Origin of the sequence: Aquimarina aggregata, from assembly GCF_001632745.1 — a bacterium.
Classification (GTDB): Bacteria; Bacteroidota; Bacteroidia; order Flavobacteriales; family Flavobacteriaceae; genus Aquimarina; species Aquimarina aggregata.
Window position 1 is genome coordinate 289,095 of record NZ_LQRT01000058.1, and the last position, 17,961, is coordinate 307,055.

Below are 17,961 nucleotides of genomic sequence, written 5' to 3' on the forward strand. Positions count from 1 at the left end.
AGCAATTATCAAATATATAAAAGAGTTGGTAATCTATGAATATGTTGATACTATTAAAATAATTTAGCAACATTTAATAACTACAAACAGTTTTATTCTTCACTGTCATCATTATTGCCATCGGTGTACCAATCATCTATATCTCTTCGATCTTTTTTAGTAGGTCTTCCTGTACCTTTTTTTCGATAATAATCCTTAGAATATTTTAAAAGATCTAATTTTTGCAACGATTCCTTTGGTGTGATGTCTTTACGATATAAATCAACAAGTTTTGCTCCGATTCTATTATCGGGCGTATCAAGAACAGAGAGTTCATAGTTTATTTGGTTTTTACGAACAGTAATTTTATCCATTGGATAAACTTCTCGAGACGGTTTTATAAGGTCTCCGTTAACACGAACTTTCCCTTCTTTACAGGCTTTTGTAGCAATGCTTCTGGTTTTGAAGTAACGAATACACCATAAATATTTATCAACACGCATAAAAAAATATTAATAGACAAAAATTATAAACAGATGAAACAAAAGTACGAGAAAATCGTATCTTGCACCTTTAAAAAAGTAATTAGATGAATGTAAGAAAATATAGTTGCGCCATTGTATTAGCTTTGGTAGCTTTATATGCATGTAATAACGACGATGACGATGCTCCTTCTATCGAGCCACCAAGAGATCGTGCAGAACAGCAAGTTAATGAAGCTGTATTGTTAGAAAATTATTTAGATACTCATTTCTATGAGTTCGTAGATAATCCCATTAATCCAGATTTTCAAATTGTAAATTTAGATACTATTGCGGGAGTGAATAGTGATCGTACACCGATAAGCCAATCAGAGTTTTTATCTACTAAAGTGATTACAAGAGATGGTGTAGATTATACTTTACATATATTAAGTTTTAGAAAAGGAGCTCCAGGAATGCGAAGTCCTACTTTTGCAGACTCGACTAGAGTCACATATAGAGGAGAACAATTGTATGATAATTTAGATCAAGATGGTGATGGTATTCCTGATACGGCAGATGTAGATGCCGATGGTGATGGTAACCCTGATACATTAAACGATGAGGTTAGAACAGATGCTGATGATGATGGAATCGCAGATGATAGTGATGTAGATAATCCTGAATTAGCAGGAGAACCTGATTCTGATAACGATGGTATAATCGATGAAAAAGATTCAGTAGATAATAATGATGTTAACAGAAAAGTTTTTGATGATAGAGTTTCGCCTTTTTGGTTTGATCAGTCTGCAGCTATCGAAGGTTGGAGAGAAACTTTAGTCGATTTTACAGGAGCTTCTGGGTTTACTATTAACACTGATGGTACTGTTGATTATAATGATGACTTTGGAAATGTAACTGTCTTTATGCCTTCTGGATTGGCATATTTTAATAACCCTCCAATTGGTTCAGGAATAGGAAGATATAAGTCACTTGTTTTTAATATTCAATTATATGCCGTTAATGAAGCTGACCACGATGCCGATGGGATTCCTTCTTATCTTGAAGATTTAGATAACGATAGACTTGTTGCGGATTCAGATGATAATTCTGATAGTGATACGGGTGAGTTAATACCAGACTATCTTGATAATGATGATGATAACGATGGTACACTTACCAGAGATGAAATCACGGTTAACGATGCAAATAACGATGGATTTATTAGCTTGGATGAGATAACTTTTTATGATGATGATGGAGATGGTATTAAAAACCATCTGGATAGAGATGATAGAGATCCAAAAAACGAATAAAAACAAAAAACTCCGATAATTAATTATCGGAGTTTTTTGTTTTAAGAAAACTATTGTCTTATAAATCTAAAGCTAATCCTAATATAATTTGATTAGGTCTAGAGTCTACTCGAATCCCTTCGTTTATCGATTCTGCACGATTTTTACTTAAGCCACGCTCGTAACGAATATCTGCGTTAAGACGCCCTAATTGAATTCCAGCTCCAAACTGAAGCCCTACAGTAAACTCATTTTTAACATCTCCTAGTCTTACGTCTTCGAGGTCATTTTCTACGATATATTGAAGTGCAGGCCCTCCAAAAACATGTATAGGACCTAAAACCGTAATTCCAACAAGAATTGGCAAATCTAATTTTTTGATATTATAGTCTAAGTTTGCTCCAGAAACATCATCATATGTACTATTATTAACTGTGTATTGTAATTCGGGTTTTATATAGATGTTGTCTGTTAATTTTCCTCTTAAAAATACTCCTAAGTGGTATCCAACTCGATCATCGGCTCTTTCTGATAAAATATTGTTACCTGGACCTGTTAAATCAGAGATTTCAATTTTACCATTGTCTCCATAATTAAGTCCAGCCTTAACCCCAAAAGCTAGTCGCTTATCCTGCCCTAATATTGTGCAAGAAGCTAATAACATAAATAAAACAAATACATTTTTCATTTTGAAATAATTTTTGATTAATAAATACTAATTAAATGATTTGGTGAAGGCTAGTGTATTGTAAAACGATTATAGCCTGTTTTTATTCTGCTTGAAATATCAAAAAGCCTGCCAAAGTATTTTTTTTATATAAATATGCTAGCAGTGTTTTAATTGCAATTGTGAAACAAAATTTAAATGTAAATATTAGGTTTGAGGTATTAACTTATTAAAATTTGAAAGTTATGTATAATGGTTTATTGTGAATTAATATGTGTTTATTGGTAGTTATTAAGTTAATTAATTGATTATAATTTATTTTTTTTATTAAAAAAATACATATTTATCTTTATGAGTTGTTATTAATTGTAAATTTGACATTTAATAACACAAACACTTTTAACAATGAAAAACAACAACTTAAGAATAGTTTTCTCTATTCTTTTAACAGTATTGTTTACAACAGTATTGTTTGCTCAACCCACACCACCATCTGGAAAATCATGGAAACGTGTAAATGCCTTATCAGATGAATTTAATTCACTCGATGGAAACAAATGGAAAAAGAATAGTCATGTAAATTGGAAAGGAAGAAGTCCAAGTCAGTTTAATCCAAATAATGTTTCTGTAAGTAATGGAAAACTTAAAATTAAAGGAACTCCTAAAGATCCAAATGTAGGAAGAATAGGAGATCGCATTTGGACTGGTATTTTGCGTTCTGATAAAGCTTCTTTTAAACCGGGAATGTATGCAGAAGCCAGTGTTAAAAATGCAGATATGACAATAGTATCGTCTTTTTGGATGCAAGGTCGATTTAGTGAAATAGATGTAATAGAAAATTGGGGAACAGTTAAGAATCAAAGATGGAAGAATTTAGAGACTACCATGGAAATGAATACTCATTATTTTCCTCAACCTTGTGGATTTGATTGTGATAGAACAACCCAAAAACATTTTAATGATGGAACCCGAAATGCAGACAATTTTAATGTTTATGGGGTCTGGTGGAAAGATGCTAGAACGATATTATGGTATAAAAACCCTAAGAATAGAGCCAACCCTGTAGCAGAGGTAAGACTGCCTTATAATTTTAACGAAGGTATGTGGATGTATTTTGACATGGAAGCATTTACATGGGGTCCAGGTGTTGCCGATAATAATGAGTTAAATAACAACAATCGTAATACTGCTCAATATGACTGGGTACATACTTATGAATTGGTTAATGGAGGAGGAGGAGGCTCGGATCCAGATCCCGATCCAACAGGTAATGATAATGCGTTTTACATCGTAAATAGACAAACTCAGAAGAAAATTCGTCCACAAAATAGTGCGGATGCATCTAAGATTATTCAGGTAGCCTCAAATGCAACCGATAATAATGTAAAATGGGAGCAAGTGAATACTTCTGGAGGATATTTTTATTTAAAAAACGTTCAGACAGGTAAATATTTTAGACCTGCTGGTGATAATGATGGGGCAGATATAGAACAACGCCCTACAAGTTATTCAGGAAACTATACCCAGTGGAAAAAAATAAACACTTCAAATGGGTTTTTCTATTTGCAAAATAGACAAACAGGAATGTATTTTAGACCTACTGGAGATAATAATAACGATAAGATGATTCAAAGGCCAACTTCTTATGGGGGAAATTACACCCAGTGGAAATTCCAAAACGCAAGTAGTAAATCTGCAGGTATTGCTACTTTAGATTTTAAATTACAGGCAATTGGCAATACCTTAAAAATAAATTTAGAAAAAGCTGGAGCAGTCTCAGTAAATGTATATGATCTAGGAGGTAATTATGTATATAATGATTCTTTTATTTCAAATACATCTGAGGTTTCTATTCCTTTTAGAAAAGGTGTAGGGTTAGCAACTGGTGTGTATATAGCTAAAGTAATTTCTAATGATCAAGTTAAAACAGTGAAATTTGCTATTAAGTAAATATCGTACTATTAGGCTATACTAATAATTAAGAAGACCGTCTAAAAAACTTTTTAGACGGTCTTACTATTTAATTTTAGTAAAAAACTATTTTCTTTTAATTACCTTTTGAGCAGCGCTAGTTATTGCCGCGGCGTTTAATCCATATTTCTCCATAAGTTGTTCTGGTGTCCCACTTTCTCCAAAAGTGTCATTAGTAGCAATGAATTCTTGTGGAGTAGGGTGGTTTTTAACCAATACTCGTGATACACTTTCCCCCAGTCCACCTAAGATATTGTGTTCTTCAGCAGTTACAACGCATCCTGTTTTCTTAACAGAATTTAAAATAGCTTCATCATCTAAAGGTTTAATTGTATGAATATTAATTACTTCAGCGCTGATACCTTGTTCTTGTAATGTTTCAGCAGCTTGTAATGCTTCCCATACCAAATGTCCAGTAGCAACAATCGTTACATCTGTACCTTCTTGAAGAAGTACTGCTTTTCCGATCTCAAAAGTTTGATCTTCTGTAGTAAAATTGGCTACTTTTGGTCTTCCAAAGCGCAAATATACTGGCCCTTGATGATCCGCAATAGCAATTGTAGCTGCTTTCGTCTGGTTGTAATCACAGGTATTAATAACGGTCATACCAGGTAGCATCTTCATTAAACCAATATCTTCTAGTATTTGATGTGTAGCACCGTCTTCACCAAGTGTTAATCCTGCATGAGAGGCACATATTTTTACGTTCTTACCACTATAAGCGATAGATTGTCGAATTTGATCATAAACACGTCCTGTAGAGAAGTTAGCAAATGTTCCTGTAAAAGGTATTTTACCTCCTATAGTTAAACCAGCCGCAATCCCCATCATATTTGCTTCTGCAATTCCTATTTGAAAAAAGCGTTCTGGATTATTGGCAATAAAAGCATCCATCTTTAAAGAACCAATCAAGTCCGCACATAGTGCAACTACATTCTCGTTTGTTTTACCCAATTCTTCAAGACCAGCTCCAAAACCAGAACGGGTGTCTTTTTTTCCTGTATCTATATATTTTTTCATTTTCTTTTTTGATTTGGATAAATTAATAATCTCCTAGAGTTTCAGGGTTTTGAGCTAAACCGATTTTTAATTGCTCATCATTAGGAGCTTTACCATGCCAAGCATGAGTATGCATCATAAAATCTACACCGTTACCCATTATAGTGTATAATAATACACATACAGGTTTTCCTTTTCCTGTTCTACTTTTAGCTTCTTTTAACCCTTCAATAACCGCAGTTAGATTATTTCCTTCTTTGATTTCCATAACATCCCAACCAAAAGCTTCAAATTTTGCTTTTAAACTACCCATAGACAGTACATCATCTGTAGATCCATCTATTTGTTGCCCATTTAGATCAATGGTGGCAATAAGATTATCTACTTTTTTTCCTGCAGCATACATAATAGCTTCCCAATTTTGACCTTCTTGTAGCTCACCATCACCATGTAAACTATAAACTAAATTATCATCATTGTTTAATTTTTTTGCTTGCGCAGCACCCAATGCTACAGACATTCCTTGTCCGAGTGATCCAGAAGCGATTCGAATTCCAGGTAGTCCTTCATGAGTTGTAGGATGTCCTTGTAATCTACTATTGATGAGTCTGAATGTATTTAACTCTTCTACAGGAAAATATCCGCTTCGAGCTAAAACACTGTAGTATACAGGTGATATATGTCCATTGGATAAAAAGAAGAGATCTTCTCCGATTCCATCCATATCAAATCCATCTTTTCTTTCTAGAATCTCTTGATAAAGAGCGACAAAAAATTCAGTACATCCTAATGAACCTCCTGGGTGTCCAGAGTTTACTTTATGTACTTGTCGCAGAATATCTCTACGAACTTGGGTTGCAAAATCTTCTAATTGTTTTGTTTTTGGCATTACGGTAGCTATTATCTTTATAATAAAGGCTCAAAAATACAGGTTTTGTATACGGTGACAAAATGTATATATAGCTTTTAATTAAGAAAGGATTGTTAATAACGAAAAGTTTTCGAAATCTTAAGGTGATTCATGTAATTTTAGTTAGTTATCTTTGCGCTCTATCAAATAAAAAATATGCAATTCGATCTTTTATCTAAAGACCCTCAAAGTAAGGCTAGAGCCGGAAAAATCACTACAGATCACGGTGTTATAGAAACTCCAATTTTTATGCCCGTAGGGACAGTAGCAACTGTGAAAGGTGTGCATCAAAGAGAATTGAAAAATGATATCAATCCTGATATAATTCTAGGAAACACTTATCATTTATATCTTAGACCTAAAACGACAATTCTAGAAAAAGCTGGTGGACTGCATAAATTCATGAATTGGGATAGAAATATTTTGACAGATAGTGGTGGTTATCAGGTGTATTCACTTTCTGCTAATCGAAAAATAAAAGAAGAAGGGGTAAAGTTTAAATCGCATATAGATGGCTCATATCATGTATTTACTCCCGAAAACGTAATGGAGATCCAGCGTACTATAGGGGCAGATATTATTATGGCGTTCGATGAGTGTACCCCATACCCCTGTGACTACAATTATGCCAAGAGAAGCATGCATATGACACATAGATGGTTAGATCGCTGTATGCAACATCTCGAAAAAATTCCGGTTAAGTATGGATATGATCAAGCTTTTTTTCCAATAGTACAAGGAAGTACCTATAAAGATTTAAGAAAACAGTCGGCAGAGTATATTGCCAACGCAGGAGCTGTTGGAAATGCAATAGGAGGATTGTCTGTAGGAGAGCCAGCAGAAGAAATGTATGCTATGACAGAAGTAGTTACCGATATTTTGCCAGAAGATAAACCTCGTTATTTAATGGGGGTGGGTACTCCTATTAATATATTAGAAAATATAGCCTTAGGTGTAGATATGTTTGATTGTGTAATGCCTACGCGTAATGCTCGTAACGGAATGTTATTTACAGCACACGGTACGATCAATATGAAAAATAAAAAATGGGAAGATGATTTTTCACCGATAGATGAAATGGGTATTACATTTGTTGATACCGAATATTCTAAAGCGTATTTAAAACATCTGTTCTCGGTAAATGAGTTGTTAGGAAAACAAATAGCCACAATACATAATTTAGGTTTTTATATGTGGTTGGTTAGAGAAGCTAGAAAACATATATTAGCAGGAGATTTCTATAGTTGGAAAAATATGATGGTTAAACAAATGGATAAACGATTATAAATTGAAAATACTAGACTGGTACATACTTAAAAGGTATTTAGGGACATTTTTTACGATGATTTTACTATTTATTCCTATTGGGATTATAGTAGATGTTTCCGAGAAAATAGATAATATGTTAGAGCATAAAGTGCCTTTTAGTGCGGTTATAGGATATTATCTAGATTTCACAGTGTATTTTGCTAACTTGTTATTTCCACTCTTTGTATTTTTATCAGTAATCTGGTTTACCTCTAAACTAGCCAATAAAACCGAAATTATTGCATTTTTAAGTTCTGGTGTTTCTTTTTGGAGATTTCTTAGACCGTATATGATTGGTGCGGTTATTATTTGTGTTGGAGCATTGGCCATGGGATTGTTTTTGGCACCAAAGGCAAGTCAAGGGTTTAATGAATTTAAATATACGTATCTTAAAAAAGGGAAAAAGGTACAAGAAACAAGAAATATTTATAGACAACTTAATGATAGCGTGTTTTTATATGCTAATAAGTTTAACCCTTTAGAAAAATCAGCAAATAACTTTACTATAGAATATTTTAGTGGTAATGTGTTGAAAACTAAGATTTCTGCAAGAAAAATTAAATTTAAAGATAGCATTTATGAACTTACAGATTTTGTAAAGCGAAAAATATTGGATGGTAAAGATATTCTTGAAAAAGAAACCAAAAAGGATACCTTACTTCCTTTTAATATAGACGAATTTACACCAGTAACTTATGTTGCAGAAACACTAAACTATACAGAATTAAGTGAATTTATTGAAAAAGAAAGTAAACGAGGTTCGTCTGATATAAATAGATACAAAGTTGTAGCGTATAAAAGATGGAGTCTTCCGATATCAGCATTTATTCTTACTATTATTGGGGTAGCTGTATCTTCGATGAAAAGGCGTGGGGGTATGGGAGTTAATCTCGCCGTAGGGATTTCACTAGCTTTTGTGTTCATCTTTTTTGATAAAGTATTAGGAACATTGGCTAATCAGTCTGATTTCCCCCCGGTCATTGCTGTTTGGTTTCCTAATTTTTCATTCGGAATTTTAGCAATTTATTTATTGTATAATGCCAAACGTTAAGCTTAAAAACTACCTGCATTTACACTTTATTGTTTTTGTATGGGGATTTACAGCTATTTTAGGAGAGCTTATCACCATTGAAGCACTACCGCTTGTATGGTATCGAATGCTTTTGGCATCTGGATTTATTTTTTTGTATATCTACATCAAAAAAATAGCATTAATAGTTTCAAGAAAATTACTGATTACACTTTTTATTGCGGGAATTATAATAGCACTTCATTGGATTACCTTTTTTGCAGCAATCAAAGTTTCAAATGTCTCCATAACACTTGCAATGTTGTCTACAGGTGCATTTTTTACTTCTATCTTAGAACCCATTTTTTATAAAAGAAAACTAATTTGGTACGAAGTTTTTTTCGGAATATTAGTAATCTCAGGCCTTTATCTAATTTTTAAAGTAGAAGGGGAGTATACAACCGGAATTATCTATGCCTTGTGTTCGGCTTTTTTATCTTCTGTCTTCTCTATAATTAACGGAAAAATGGCAAAAGAGTACAATCCTTCAATGATTTCTTTCTACGAATTGTCGAGTGGAGTCTTATTTATTACTATATACCTCTTAGGGCTCACTTTTTTTGGAGAGCCAACAGCTGGATTTACAATTTCATTTTTTCAATTATCAACTTCAGATTGGTTATATATTATGATATTGGCTTCTGTTTGTACGGCATATGCTTTTATTGGATCCGTGCAGGTTATGAAGTATTTAAGCCCTTATACCGTCATGTTAACTATAAACTTAGAGCCTGTTTATGGGATCATATTGGCGTATATGATTTTTGGAGATGCTGAAAAAATGAACCCTCAATTTTATTATGGCGCTTTGATTATTCTAAGCACTGTAATATTGAATGGAATCTTTAAAAATGCTAAAAAAAGAAAAAGACCGTCAACTTTAGGTAACATTACAAAGTAAAGTTTTTATATTTGTCGGCTAACCCTAGTTAACATAAATATACTCTCGAGTATGGAATATTTAGAATTTGAACTCCCCATTAAAGAGCTTGAAGAACAGTTTCAAAAGGCCTGCGCTATAGGTGAAGAAAGTGAAGTAGATGTTACAGACACGTGTAAGCAGATCGAAAAGAAACTGAAAGAAACCAAGAAAGAGATATACAAAAATCTTACAGCTTGGCAACGTGTACAGCTATCTAGGCATCCTTCTAGGCCCTACACATTAGATTATATCGACGCAATCTGTGGAGAATCTTTTTTAGAACTTCATGGAGATCGTAATGTAAAAGATGATAAGGCGATGATCGGAGGACTTGGTAAAATTGGAGACCAAAGCTTTATGTTTATTGGCCAACAGAAAGGATATAATACCAAGACAAGGCAATATCGAAATTTTGGTATGGCAAATCCTGAAGGATACCGAAAAGCACTTCGTTTAATGAAAAGTGCAGAAAAATTTAATATTCCTGTAGTAACATTCGTCGATACACCAGGTGCTTATCCAGGTTTGGAAGCCGAGGAAAGAGGTCAAGGAGAAGCAATTGCTAGAAATATCCTTGAGATGACACGTCTTAAAGTACCTATAATTGTTGTTATTATTGGTGAAGGTGCAAGTGGTGGAGCGTTAGGAATTGGTGTTGGAGATAAAGTATTAATGTTAGAAAATGCTTGGTACTCTGTAATATCACCAGAAAATTGCTCCTCTATTTTATGGAGAAGTTGGGAACAAAAAGAAATAGCGGCAGAAGCATTAAAACTTACAGCCAAAGATGGTGTTAAGCTTAAAGTAGTTGACGGAATAGTAAGAGAACCTCTTGGAGGTGCTCATAGTGATCGAGAAACTACTTTTAAGACGGTAAGAGATATAATTTCTGCATCGTATGACGAATTAAAAAACTTATCACCAGAAGAATTGATTGAAAAACGTATGGATAAATATGCGAATATGGGAGTCTTTAAAGACTAACCCCTAAAAAATCACTTACTACCTAAATCTGAAGTTTGGAACTTCAGATTTTTTTATGCTTATTAACAATAAAATTTAGTTATCAACAGTTCATTTGTTAAAGACCGGTGGACATTCGTATCTTTGTAAGTAGGTACATCTCTTTACAATTTTTTTACATTCGTAGTCATGGAAAAAGTACAGCAAGCGCAGCAAACAAGTTACGGTCGGGGGAACGTAATTTCGCTGGAAAAAGGAAAAATACCTCCGCAAGCAGTTGATTTAGAGGAAGTTGTGCTTGGGGCAATGATGATAGATAAGAAAGGAGTCGATGAAATTATTGACATTCTTAATCCAGATGTTTTTTATCGAGAGTCGCATCAATATATTTTTGAAGCGATTTATAAACTCTTCGAAAACTCTGAGCCAATCGACTTATTAACGGTTTCTAGTCAACTTAAGAAAGATTCGAAATTAGAATTAGCCGGCGGGGATTATTATTTGATACAGTTAACCCAAAAAGTAGCTTCTTCAGCACATATTGAGTTTCATGCTCGTATTATTCTACAGAAATACATACAACGTAGTTTGATCAAAATTTCAAATGAAATTATTGAAGAATCATACGATGAAACTACAGATGTTTTTGACCTGTTAGATATGGCAGAATCAAGATTATATGAAGTTACACAAGGAAATATAAAAAGATCTACAGAGACAGCACAAAGTTTAGTTATTCAAGCAAAAAAGAAGATTCAAGAAATATCTAATCAAGAGGGAATGAGTGGTGTCCCTTCTGGTTTTGATAAGCTTGACAAACTTACTTCAGGATGGCAACCAAGTGATTTAATTATTGTAGCTGCTCGACCAGGTATGGGTAAAACCGCATTAACCCTATCTATGGCCAGAAATATGGCTGTTGGTAGTAATATACCTGTTGCCTTTTTCTCTCTGGAGATGTCATCAGTCCAATTGATTACACGTTTAATATCTTCTGAGACTGGTCTTTCTTCAGAAAAATTACGTACCGGTAAACTTGAAAAACATGAATGGGAACAGCTTAATGTCAAAGTTAAAGATCTAGAGAAGGCTCCATTGTTTATTGATGATACACCTTCATTGTCAATTTTTGACCTTAGAGCTAAGGCGCGTCGTTTGGCATCTCAGCACGGTATTAGGATGATTGTTATCGATTACCTTCAATTAATGACAGCTGGAGGAAGCGGTAAAAATGGAAATCGTGAACAAGAGATTTCTACAATTTCTCGTAACTTAAAGGCTTTAGCAAAAGAATTAAATATTCCAGTAATTGCTTTATCTCAGTTATCACGTGCGGTTGAAACACGTGGGGGAAGTAAAAGACCTTTATTGAGTGACCTTCGTGAATCAGGTGCGATTGAGCAAGATGCCGATATTGTAGCTTTTATATTTAGACCAGAATATTATAAAATAGATGAGTGGGATGATGAAGAAAGATCACCAACTCAGGGGCAAGGAGAATTCATTGTTGCCAAACACCGTAATGGTGGTCTCGAAAATATAAGGTTAAAGTTTATTGGTCACTTAGGTAAATTTGATAACTTAGATGACTTTGGTACTCCGTTTGAGTTTCATTCTAAAATGAATGAAGATGAAGAAAATGATCCTTTTAGTACTAGTAATCTTCCTAGTGCAGATGAAGCTTTTGGGAGTAGTATAAATGATACAAATGATGATGATGAGGTACCTTTCTAGACTATATGCGTTAATTTAACTATATTTCAAGGTTGTATTTACTCATAGTCTGAGTATTAGACTTAATTAATTTAAAAAAAAATCAATGTATTTTGTGAAATCCTGTTATATGAGACTCTTTATGGTTGTTGTTATTTTGTTTTCAGCACTACCATCATATGCGTCTTATGTCTTGATTCCAATGGATGTTGATGAGCAGCAAAATCACTTAAAAGCCTATGGTATTACCTATTGGACATTAAGTAAAGACTTAAAAGTAAAATGGCTTTTGAATTATCGAGGAGGTTCATTTTTGTTACCAGATACAGAAAGCATAAGAAAGGAATGTACAATTAGAGGAGTAACTTATGAAGTACTAAGTGATGCCGAAGCGCAAGGAGTGCTTGAAGAAATTAGTAGTCCTTCTCAAAATATGGAAGCGGTAGTTCTTGAAAAAGCACCTAAAATTGCTGTATACTCTCCAAAAGGAAATCAACCATGGGATGATGCGGTAACAATGGTGTTAACATTTGCAGAGATCCCTTATGAAACTATATACGATAAAGAGGTATTAGAGGATAACCTTATTTTGTATGATTGGTTACATTTACATCACGAGGATTTTACCGGTCAATACGGTAAGTTTTATGCTACATATCGTGCAACACCTTGGTATATAAGAGAAAAGGCAGCGGCAGAAAAATTAGCAACATCATTGGGATATCAAAAAGTTTCTGAAGAAAAACTTGCAGTAGCTTTAAAAATAAGAGATTATGTTGTAGGAGGTGGTTTTATGTTTGCAATGTGTAGTGCCACAGATAGTTTTGAGATAGCTTTGGCTGCAGAAGGAGTTGATATATGTGAACCTATGTTTGATGGAGATCCAAGTGAACCTGGATATCAATCAAAAATAGATTATAACAGAACTTTTGCTTTCAAGAATTTTAAATTAGAACGCAGTCCTAATGTATATGAATTTTCATCTATTGATATGACTCGCAGTCGTCGTATTTCTAAAACTACGGATTATTTTACACTTATGGATTTTTCTGCAAAGTGGGACCCCGTTCCTACTATGTTATGTCAGAATCATACAGCTTTAGTAAAAGGTTTCATGGGGCAAACAACAGCATATAATCCTAATGAGATTAAATCTAATGTATTGGTTTTAGGAGAAAATAAAACAAATGGCGAAGCACGCTATATTCATGGAATAAAAGGAAAAGGTTTCTTTACTTTTTATGGGGGACATGATCCAGAAGATTATACGCATAGAGTAGGGGATCCCAAAACAGAATTAGAGTTACATCCTAATTCACCAGGGTATCGCCTAATTTTGAATAATGTTCTTTTTCCAGCTGCAAAAAAGAAAAAACAAAAAACTTGATTTTTATTGTAAGGTAAGCTGAGTAACACGACTACATGGGTTAAATTAACTTATACCATATCTTTTCTCATGAAAAAACTAATTACATTATTTTTTGCGATATCGATTTTAGTATCCTGTAAGCAGGAAGTAAAATCAGAAAAAGAAGCTGTAGTTCCTGAAGCACCAAAAGAAACAGTAACACCAGACAGATCTAACAATTTTCCTAAAGACATAGCAGCAGTTTTTAAAGCTCATGGAGGTATTCAAGCATTTGATAACATGAATACACTTGTTTTTGAGTTAGAAAAAAAAGAAGGAAATGAGAAGCATACTACAGATCTTAAAACAAGATATGCTAGAATAGAAACAGATAAATTTGCCTTAGGTTTTGATGGCAAAGAAGCGTGGTTAGAACAAGAAGATTCTACTTCTTTTAAAGGTAATCCAAGGTTTTATCACAATTTGATGTTTTATTTTTATGCAATGCCCTTTGTTTTGGGAGATGATGGCATTTCTTATGAAAAAGTTGAAGACCTTAAAGTAGAAGACACTGCATATCCTGGTTATAAAATATCTTATGGAGCTGGTGTTGGTGATTCTCCTAAAGATAATTACTTTATTTATTTTGATAAAGAAACTAAGAAAATGAAGTATTTAGGATATACTGTTACTTTTTTTAGTAAAGAGACTAGTCAAAAAATTAGCATAATAGAATATTCAGATTGGAATGATGTAAATGGTATTGTATTACCTAAAACATTAAAATGGAGAGACTATAATGAAGGAGTAGTTGGAGAGGTTAAAAGTGAAAGAAATTTTGTGAATGCAAGTGCAAGTAAAGAAAAACTCTCTATAAAAGTTTTTCAAAAACCTGTTACCCAGTAAATGCATGGAAAATATAAAAAAAACCTGTCTAATATTTTAGACAGGTTTTTTTATGGTCAAAAATACCGAAACTTTTTTTTCATAAAAAAACACTGCTTTTTTTTCGGATTTAATATTTCTTAGATGCCTTTTGAGTCTAATAATTGATAATTATTATTCTTGAAGAGAATTTTAACTAAAACTTGTATTGAGCTGTAAACTACAAATTTTAGAATTACCTAACTTTATATCCTTTATTTAAATTTAATTACGAAAACGATATAGTTGACAGTAAACACCTATTTTAATAATGTATAAAGAACTTAATACTAGTAACAGAATTCTAATGGGACCCGGTCCTTCTGATGCACACCCTAGAGTGTTAAAAGCAATGTCTACTCCTTTGATTGGTCATTTGGACCCAGAATTTGTAACCATTATGGATGAGGTTAAATCGATGGTGCAAGAAACATTTATAACAAAGAATCATTTAACATTTGTAGTATCCGCACCTGGTAGTGCTGGTATGGAAACTTGTCTAGTAAATCTTCTTGAACCTGGTGATGAGGTGATTATCGGTATAAACGGAGTTTTTGGTGGCAGAATGGCTGATATAGCAGAGCGTTGTGGTGCTAAAGTTCATAAAGTTGTAGTTCCTTGGGGTACGATTATTTCTACAAATGATATTAAGAAAGCTTTAGATATTTGCCCTAAGCCTAAACTAGTTGCTTTGGTACATGCAGAAACATCTACAGGAGCATTACAGCCGTTAAAAGAAATTAGTAATTTAGTGCATAATGCAGGTGCTTTATTAATGGTAGATGCAGTGACTTCGTATTGTGGTGTAGAACTTAAGGTTGATGATTGGGATATAGATGCAATTTATACAGGAACTCAGAAAAATTTAAGCGCTCCACCAGGGTTATCACCAGTTAGCTTTTCGGATAGGGCAGTTAAAGTTTTAGAAAATAGAAAGACTAAAGTACAAAGTTGGTTTCTGGATTTAAGTCTAGTAAAAAATTATTGGGGAGGAGCAAAACGAGCTTATCATCATACAGCACCAGTGTCATCTGTTTATGCTTTACGAGAATCTTTGCGAATTGTTTTAGAAGAAGGTATTGAAGAACGTTGGGAAAGACACCAAAAAGTACATCAAGTATTAAAAACAAAACTCGAAAATTTAGGGTTTGAATATTTAGTAGAAGAGCAGTATCGATTGCCTAATTTAAATTCTGTATTTCTTCCTGAGGGAAATGATGAGGCATTGCTACGCTCTATATTACTAAATAAATATAACATAGAAGTAGGGGGTGGTTTAGGTGATTTTGCGGGCAAAATATGGCGAATTGGTATTATGGGAGAAAGTTGTACACTTAACCATGTAAATATGCTTATAAGTGCACTTGAAGATATGAAAGAATTTAAGAGATAAAAAAACAAATACTATCTTATGTCAAAAAGGAGTTTCTGCTATTAAGAAACTCCTTTTTGATTTCTAAATACTAAAAACCCTCATAAATAAGAACTATTGTTTTTAGATAAAACTAAACAAATAAGAACTAAATCTAATAAATTTAAAACAACAACGGTAATTGTTTAATGTTTTGATATGCAGGTTTTTATAGAGTTTGTAGTTGTGTGGTGAAATATAAGTTTAAGCTGCCCTAAATTGTACAAATTAGGGCAATATGGTTTTTCATCGAGTTGAATATTGTATAACTTGATCTTATTCAACTAATAATAAGGTATCGCCGAAAACCTGTATAAAATGTAGGCATTAATACAATTAATTATGAAAAAATCTAGGAGCTTAAAATTAAATCTTGACAAGCAAACTATTTCAAAGTTACATCAAAGAACGATTAAAGGAGGACAACATCATACATGCACACCTACATGTACTCAAACAGCTTTGCATAGTAGATGTGGTAATCAACAATGCTATTAATTTTTTACTTAAGGAGTTTTAAAACTCCTTGACTTTGAGAATAAACAAAATAATTACCATAAAATAGTCAGGCTTGATGTATAAGCCTGACTTCTTTTTATTAGATTAAATTTATTATGACCATTTTATTTTTTGAAAATGGGGCTTAGTACAAAAAAGCCAAGATTAAGTCATAGTATAAAACTCTCAACATTCTTAATTAGAAAGAGTTTTTGCAATTATTTTGAACCATACTTGGAACTATATCGTTTCCAAAGTTTGGTTTGATGACTTTCTAAACTAATATCACGTCCTTGTATAAAGACTTTTTCTATTTGATTAGTTCTCATATCAAGGGCATCGCCCAAACTAATAAATAAGGTTGCATCTTTACCTACTTCAAGTGTTCCTGCAATACTATCAATTCCTAATATTTTAGCACTGTTACCAGTAATAAGTTGTAATGCTTTTTCTTTATCAAGACCATGTGCAGCAACAGTACCAGCTTGAAAAGGAAGATTACGAGCATTAGCACGTTCCATTTGACCGCTATTTTGTAATGCGACTAATACGCCTGCATCCATTAATAGCTTTGCATTTTTATAGGGCAGGTCGTAATCATCATCTTCAAAATTAGGTTCAGAATGAGTTCTTGTTAATAGCACCCCGATATTATTTTGTTTTATTTGGTTCGCAATTTTATATGCTTGATCTGCTCCAACTAGAACTATTTTCTTTAGAGCATGTTTTTTAGCGAAAGACATAACATCTAAAATTGCTTTTTCATGTGCTACATGAACAAATAATGTTTTTGAACCATCAAAAATACCTTTCATTGCAAAATGAGGTAGGTTTTTTGTAGGAGACGAGGATTGAATAGTCGCTTTAGCTTGATTGATAAAATCTTCGATTTGAGTTACTTGTTCATCATACTTTTTGTTGGGTTTAAAGCCTGGGTCTTCTCCTAGCCACCAACGGCCTCTTGTAACTGTATTTGGCCAATTCATATGAATGCCATCATCGGTTTTTAGTGCTGCATCCTCCCAATTCCAAGCATCTAATTGTACAATAGATGAGGTTCCAGAAATAATGCCACCACGAGGCGTTATTTGAGCCATCAGAACACCGTTAGGACGCATACTTTCTACAATTTTACTTTCTGCATTATATGCTATAATACTTCGAATATGTGGATTGTAATTTCCTAATTCACTATCATCGTCGGTAGCACGAACAGCACCTATTTCTACTAACCCTAATGTAGTATTAGGGGCTATAAAACCAGGATAAATATGTTTTCCTGATGCATCTATTGTTTTTCCTTCAGCAGAGATGCTTCCTTGAACTCCTATAGCAGTTATTTTTCCATTTTTAAAAATAAGAATACTATTTTCTATAATTTCTCCAGTGCCAATGTGCGCAATAGCCCCGCTAATAGAGATAGTTTCACTTTGTTTTTTTGCTGGAGTTTGTTGTGCTATACTACTATTTCCGATAGAAAAGGTAAGCAACAATATTATGTATGATATTTTTTTCATGTTTTG

Annotated in this window: 16 protein-coding genes; 11 read left to right on the forward strand and 5 right to left on the reverse strand. The window is 33.4% G+C overall.

All coding sequences use genetic code 11. The annotated features are described in order from the left end of the window. Positions 1-92: 92 nt before the first annotated feature. Complete coding sequence (locus AWE51_RS24385) at positions 93-482, reverse strand: RNA-binding S4 domain-containing protein (protein WP_066319511.1); 390 nt, start codon at positions 480-482, stop codon at positions 93-95. An 86-nt stretch (positions 483-568) separates the two neighbouring features. Here AWE51_RS24385 and AWE51_RS24390 point away from each other — a divergent pair, with 86 nt between their 5' ends. Beyond that, on the forward strand, positions 569-1,756 hold the full coding sequence (locus AWE51_RS24390) for an FKBP-type peptidyl-prolyl cis-trans isomerase (protein WP_066319513.1): 1,188 nt from the start codon (positions 569-571) through the stop codon (positions 1,754-1,756). A 58-nt stretch (positions 1,757-1,814) separates the two neighbouring features. Here AWE51_RS24390 and AWE51_RS24395 read toward each other — a convergent pair whose 3' ends face one another. Next, entirely contained in the window at positions 1,815-2,423 is a 609-nt protein-coding gene (locus tag AWE51_RS24395; RefSeq protein WP_066319516.1) for a porin family protein, read from the reverse strand. 384 nt (positions 2,424-2,807) lie between these two features. Between AWE51_RS24395 and AWE51_RS24400 the strand changes: the two genes are divergently transcribed. Next, entirely contained in the window at positions 2,808-4,352 is a 1,545-nt protein-coding gene (locus tag AWE51_RS24400) for an RICIN domain-containing protein (protein WP_066319517.1), read from the forward strand. Between the two features lie 87 nt (positions 4,353-4,439). On the opposite strand, the gene AWE51_RS24405 is transcribed toward AWE51_RS24400, so the two are convergent. After that, complete coding sequence (locus tag AWE51_RS24405) at positions 4,440-5,393, reverse strand: transketolase family protein (RefSeq protein ID WP_066319520.1); 954 nt, start codon at positions 5,391-5,393, stop codon at positions 4,440-4,442. 22 nt (positions 5,394-5,415) lie between these two features. Further along, positions 5,416-6,261, reverse strand: a complete 846-nt coding sequence (locus AWE51_RS24410) for a transketolase (RefSeq protein WP_066319523.1) — start codon at positions 6,259-6,261, stop codon at positions 5,416-5,418. A 177-nt stretch (positions 6,262-6,438) separates the two neighbouring features. Between AWE51_RS24410 and tgt the strand changes: the two genes are divergently transcribed. From tgt to AWE51_RS26745, 9 genes are all read left to right on the forward strand, one after another. After that, positions 6,439-7,569, forward strand: coding sequence for a tRNA guanosine(34) transglycosylase Tgt (gene tgt, locus AWE51_RS24415; RefSeq protein WP_066319530.1), 1,131 nt, complete (start codon positions 6,439-6,441; stop codon positions 7,567-7,569). Between the two features lies 1 nt (position 7,570). Beyond that, the gene (locus AWE51_RS24420) at positions 7,571-8,641 is read left to right on the forward strand and encodes an LptF/LptG family permease (protein WP_066319532.1); all 1,071 of its coding nucleotides are present in this window, start codon (positions 7,571-7,573) and stop codon (positions 8,639-8,641) included. Continuing rightward, positions 8,628-9,560, forward strand: coding sequence for a DMT family transporter (locus AWE51_RS24425; protein ID WP_066319534.1), 933 nt, complete (start codon positions 8,628-8,630; stop codon positions 9,558-9,560). The genes AWE51_RS24420 and AWE51_RS24425 overlap by 14 nt, the downstream gene beginning before the upstream one ends. 51 nt (positions 9,561-9,611) lie before the next feature. Then, complete coding sequence (locus tag AWE51_RS24430; RefSeq protein ID WP_066319535.1) at positions 9,612-10,565, forward strand: acetyl-CoA carboxylase carboxyltransferase subunit alpha; 954 nt, start codon at positions 9,612-9,614, stop codon at positions 10,563-10,565. A gap of 168 nt (positions 10,566-10,733) precedes the next feature. Further along, entirely contained in the window at positions 10,734-12,278 is a 1,545-nt protein-coding gene (gene dnaB / locus AWE51_RS24435; RefSeq protein ID WP_066319538.1) for a replicative DNA helicase, read from the forward strand. Positions 12,279-12,387: 109 nt separating this feature from the next. Beyond that, on the forward strand, positions 12,388-13,644 hold the full coding sequence (locus AWE51_RS24440) for an asparagine synthetase B (RefSeq protein WP_232517450.1): 1,257 nt from the start codon (positions 12,388-12,390) through the stop codon (positions 13,642-13,644). 69 nt (positions 13,645-13,713) lie between these two features. Further along, positions 13,714-14,511, forward strand: coding sequence for a DUF6503 family protein (locus tag AWE51_RS24445; protein WP_066319541.1), 798 nt, complete (start codon positions 13,714-13,716; stop codon positions 14,509-14,511). A gap of 289 nt (positions 14,512-14,800) precedes the next feature. After that, the gene (locus AWE51_RS24450; protein WP_066319543.1) at positions 14,801-15,922 is read left to right on the forward strand and encodes a pyridoxal-phosphate-dependent aminotransferase family protein; all 1,122 of its coding nucleotides are present in this window, start codon (positions 14,801-14,803) and stop codon (positions 15,920-15,922) included. A gap of 360 nt (positions 15,923-16,282) precedes the next feature. Next, on the forward strand, positions 16,283-16,438 hold the full coding sequence (locus tag AWE51_RS26745) for a hypothetical protein (protein ID WP_157766218.1): 156 nt from the start codon (positions 16,283-16,285) through the stop codon (positions 16,436-16,438). A 218-nt stretch (positions 16,439-16,656) separates the two neighbouring features. Here AWE51_RS26745 and AWE51_RS24455 read toward each other — a convergent pair whose 3' ends face one another. Then, the gene (locus AWE51_RS24455; RefSeq protein ID WP_066319545.1) at positions 16,657-17,955 is read right to left on the reverse strand and encodes an amidohydrolase family protein; all 1,299 of its coding nucleotides are present in this window, start codon (positions 17,953-17,955) and stop codon (positions 16,657-16,659) included. Positions 17,956-17,961: the final 6 nt, after the last annotated feature.

What these genes read in the sequence shown, in the direction of transcription:
- AWE51_RS24385 (WP_066319511.1), bottom strand. Translation starts at nt 482, where the DNA reads ATGCGTGTTGATAAATATTTATGGTGTATTCGTTACTTCAAAACCAGA.
- AWE51_RS24390 (WP_066319513.1), top strand. Translation starts at nt 569, where the DNA reads ATGAATGTAAGAAAATATAGTTGCGCCATTGTATTAGCTTTGGTAGCT.
- AWE51_RS24395 (WP_066319516.1), bottom strand. Translation starts at nt 2,423, where the DNA reads ATGAAAAATGTATTTGTTTTATTTATGTTATTAGCTTCTTGCACAATA.
- AWE51_RS24400 (WP_066319517.1), top strand. Translation starts at nt 2,808, where the DNA reads ATGAAAAACAACAACTTAAGAATAGTTTTCTCTATTCTTTTAACAGTA.
- AWE51_RS24405 (WP_066319520.1), bottom strand. Translation starts at nt 5,393, where the DNA reads ATGAAAAAATATATAGATACAGGAAAAAAAGACACCCGTTCTGGTTTT.
- AWE51_RS24410 (WP_066319523.1), bottom strand. Translation starts at nt 6,261, where the DNA reads ATGCCAAAAACAAAACAATTAGAAGATTTTGCAACCCAAGTTCGTAGA.
- tgt (WP_066319530.1), top strand. Translation starts at nt 6,439, where the DNA reads ATGCAATTCGATCTTTTATCTAAAGACCCTCAAAGTAAGGCTAGAGCC.
- AWE51_RS24425 (WP_066319534.1), top strand. Translation starts at nt 8,628, where the DNA reads ATGCCAAACGTTAAGCTTAAAAACTACCTGCATTTACACTTTATTGTT.
- AWE51_RS24430 (WP_066319535.1), top strand. Translation starts at nt 9,612, where the DNA reads ATGGAATATTTAGAATTTGAACTCCCCATTAAAGAGCTTGAAGAACAG.
- dnaB (WP_066319538.1), top strand. Translation starts at nt 10,734, where the DNA reads ATGGAAAAAGTACAGCAAGCGCAGCAAACAAGTTACGGTCGGGGGAAC.
- AWE51_RS24440 (WP_232517450.1), top strand. Translation starts at nt 12,388, where the DNA reads ATGAGACTCTTTATGGTTGTTGTTATTTTGTTTTCAGCACTACCATCA.
- AWE51_RS24445 (WP_066319541.1), top strand. Translation starts at nt 13,714, where the DNA reads ATGAAAAAACTAATTACATTATTTTTTGCGATATCGATTTTAGTATCC.
- AWE51_RS24450 (WP_066319543.1), top strand. Translation starts at nt 14,801, where the DNA reads ATGTATAAAGAACTTAATACTAGTAACAGAATTCTAATGGGACCCGGT.
- AWE51_RS26745 (WP_157766218.1), top strand. Translation starts at nt 16,283, where the DNA reads ATGAAAAAATCTAGGAGCTTAAAATTAAATCTTGACAAGCAAACTATT.
- AWE51_RS24455 (WP_066319545.1), bottom strand. Translation starts at nt 17,955, where the DNA reads ATGAAAAAAATATCATACATAATATTGTTGCTTACCTTTTCTATCGGA.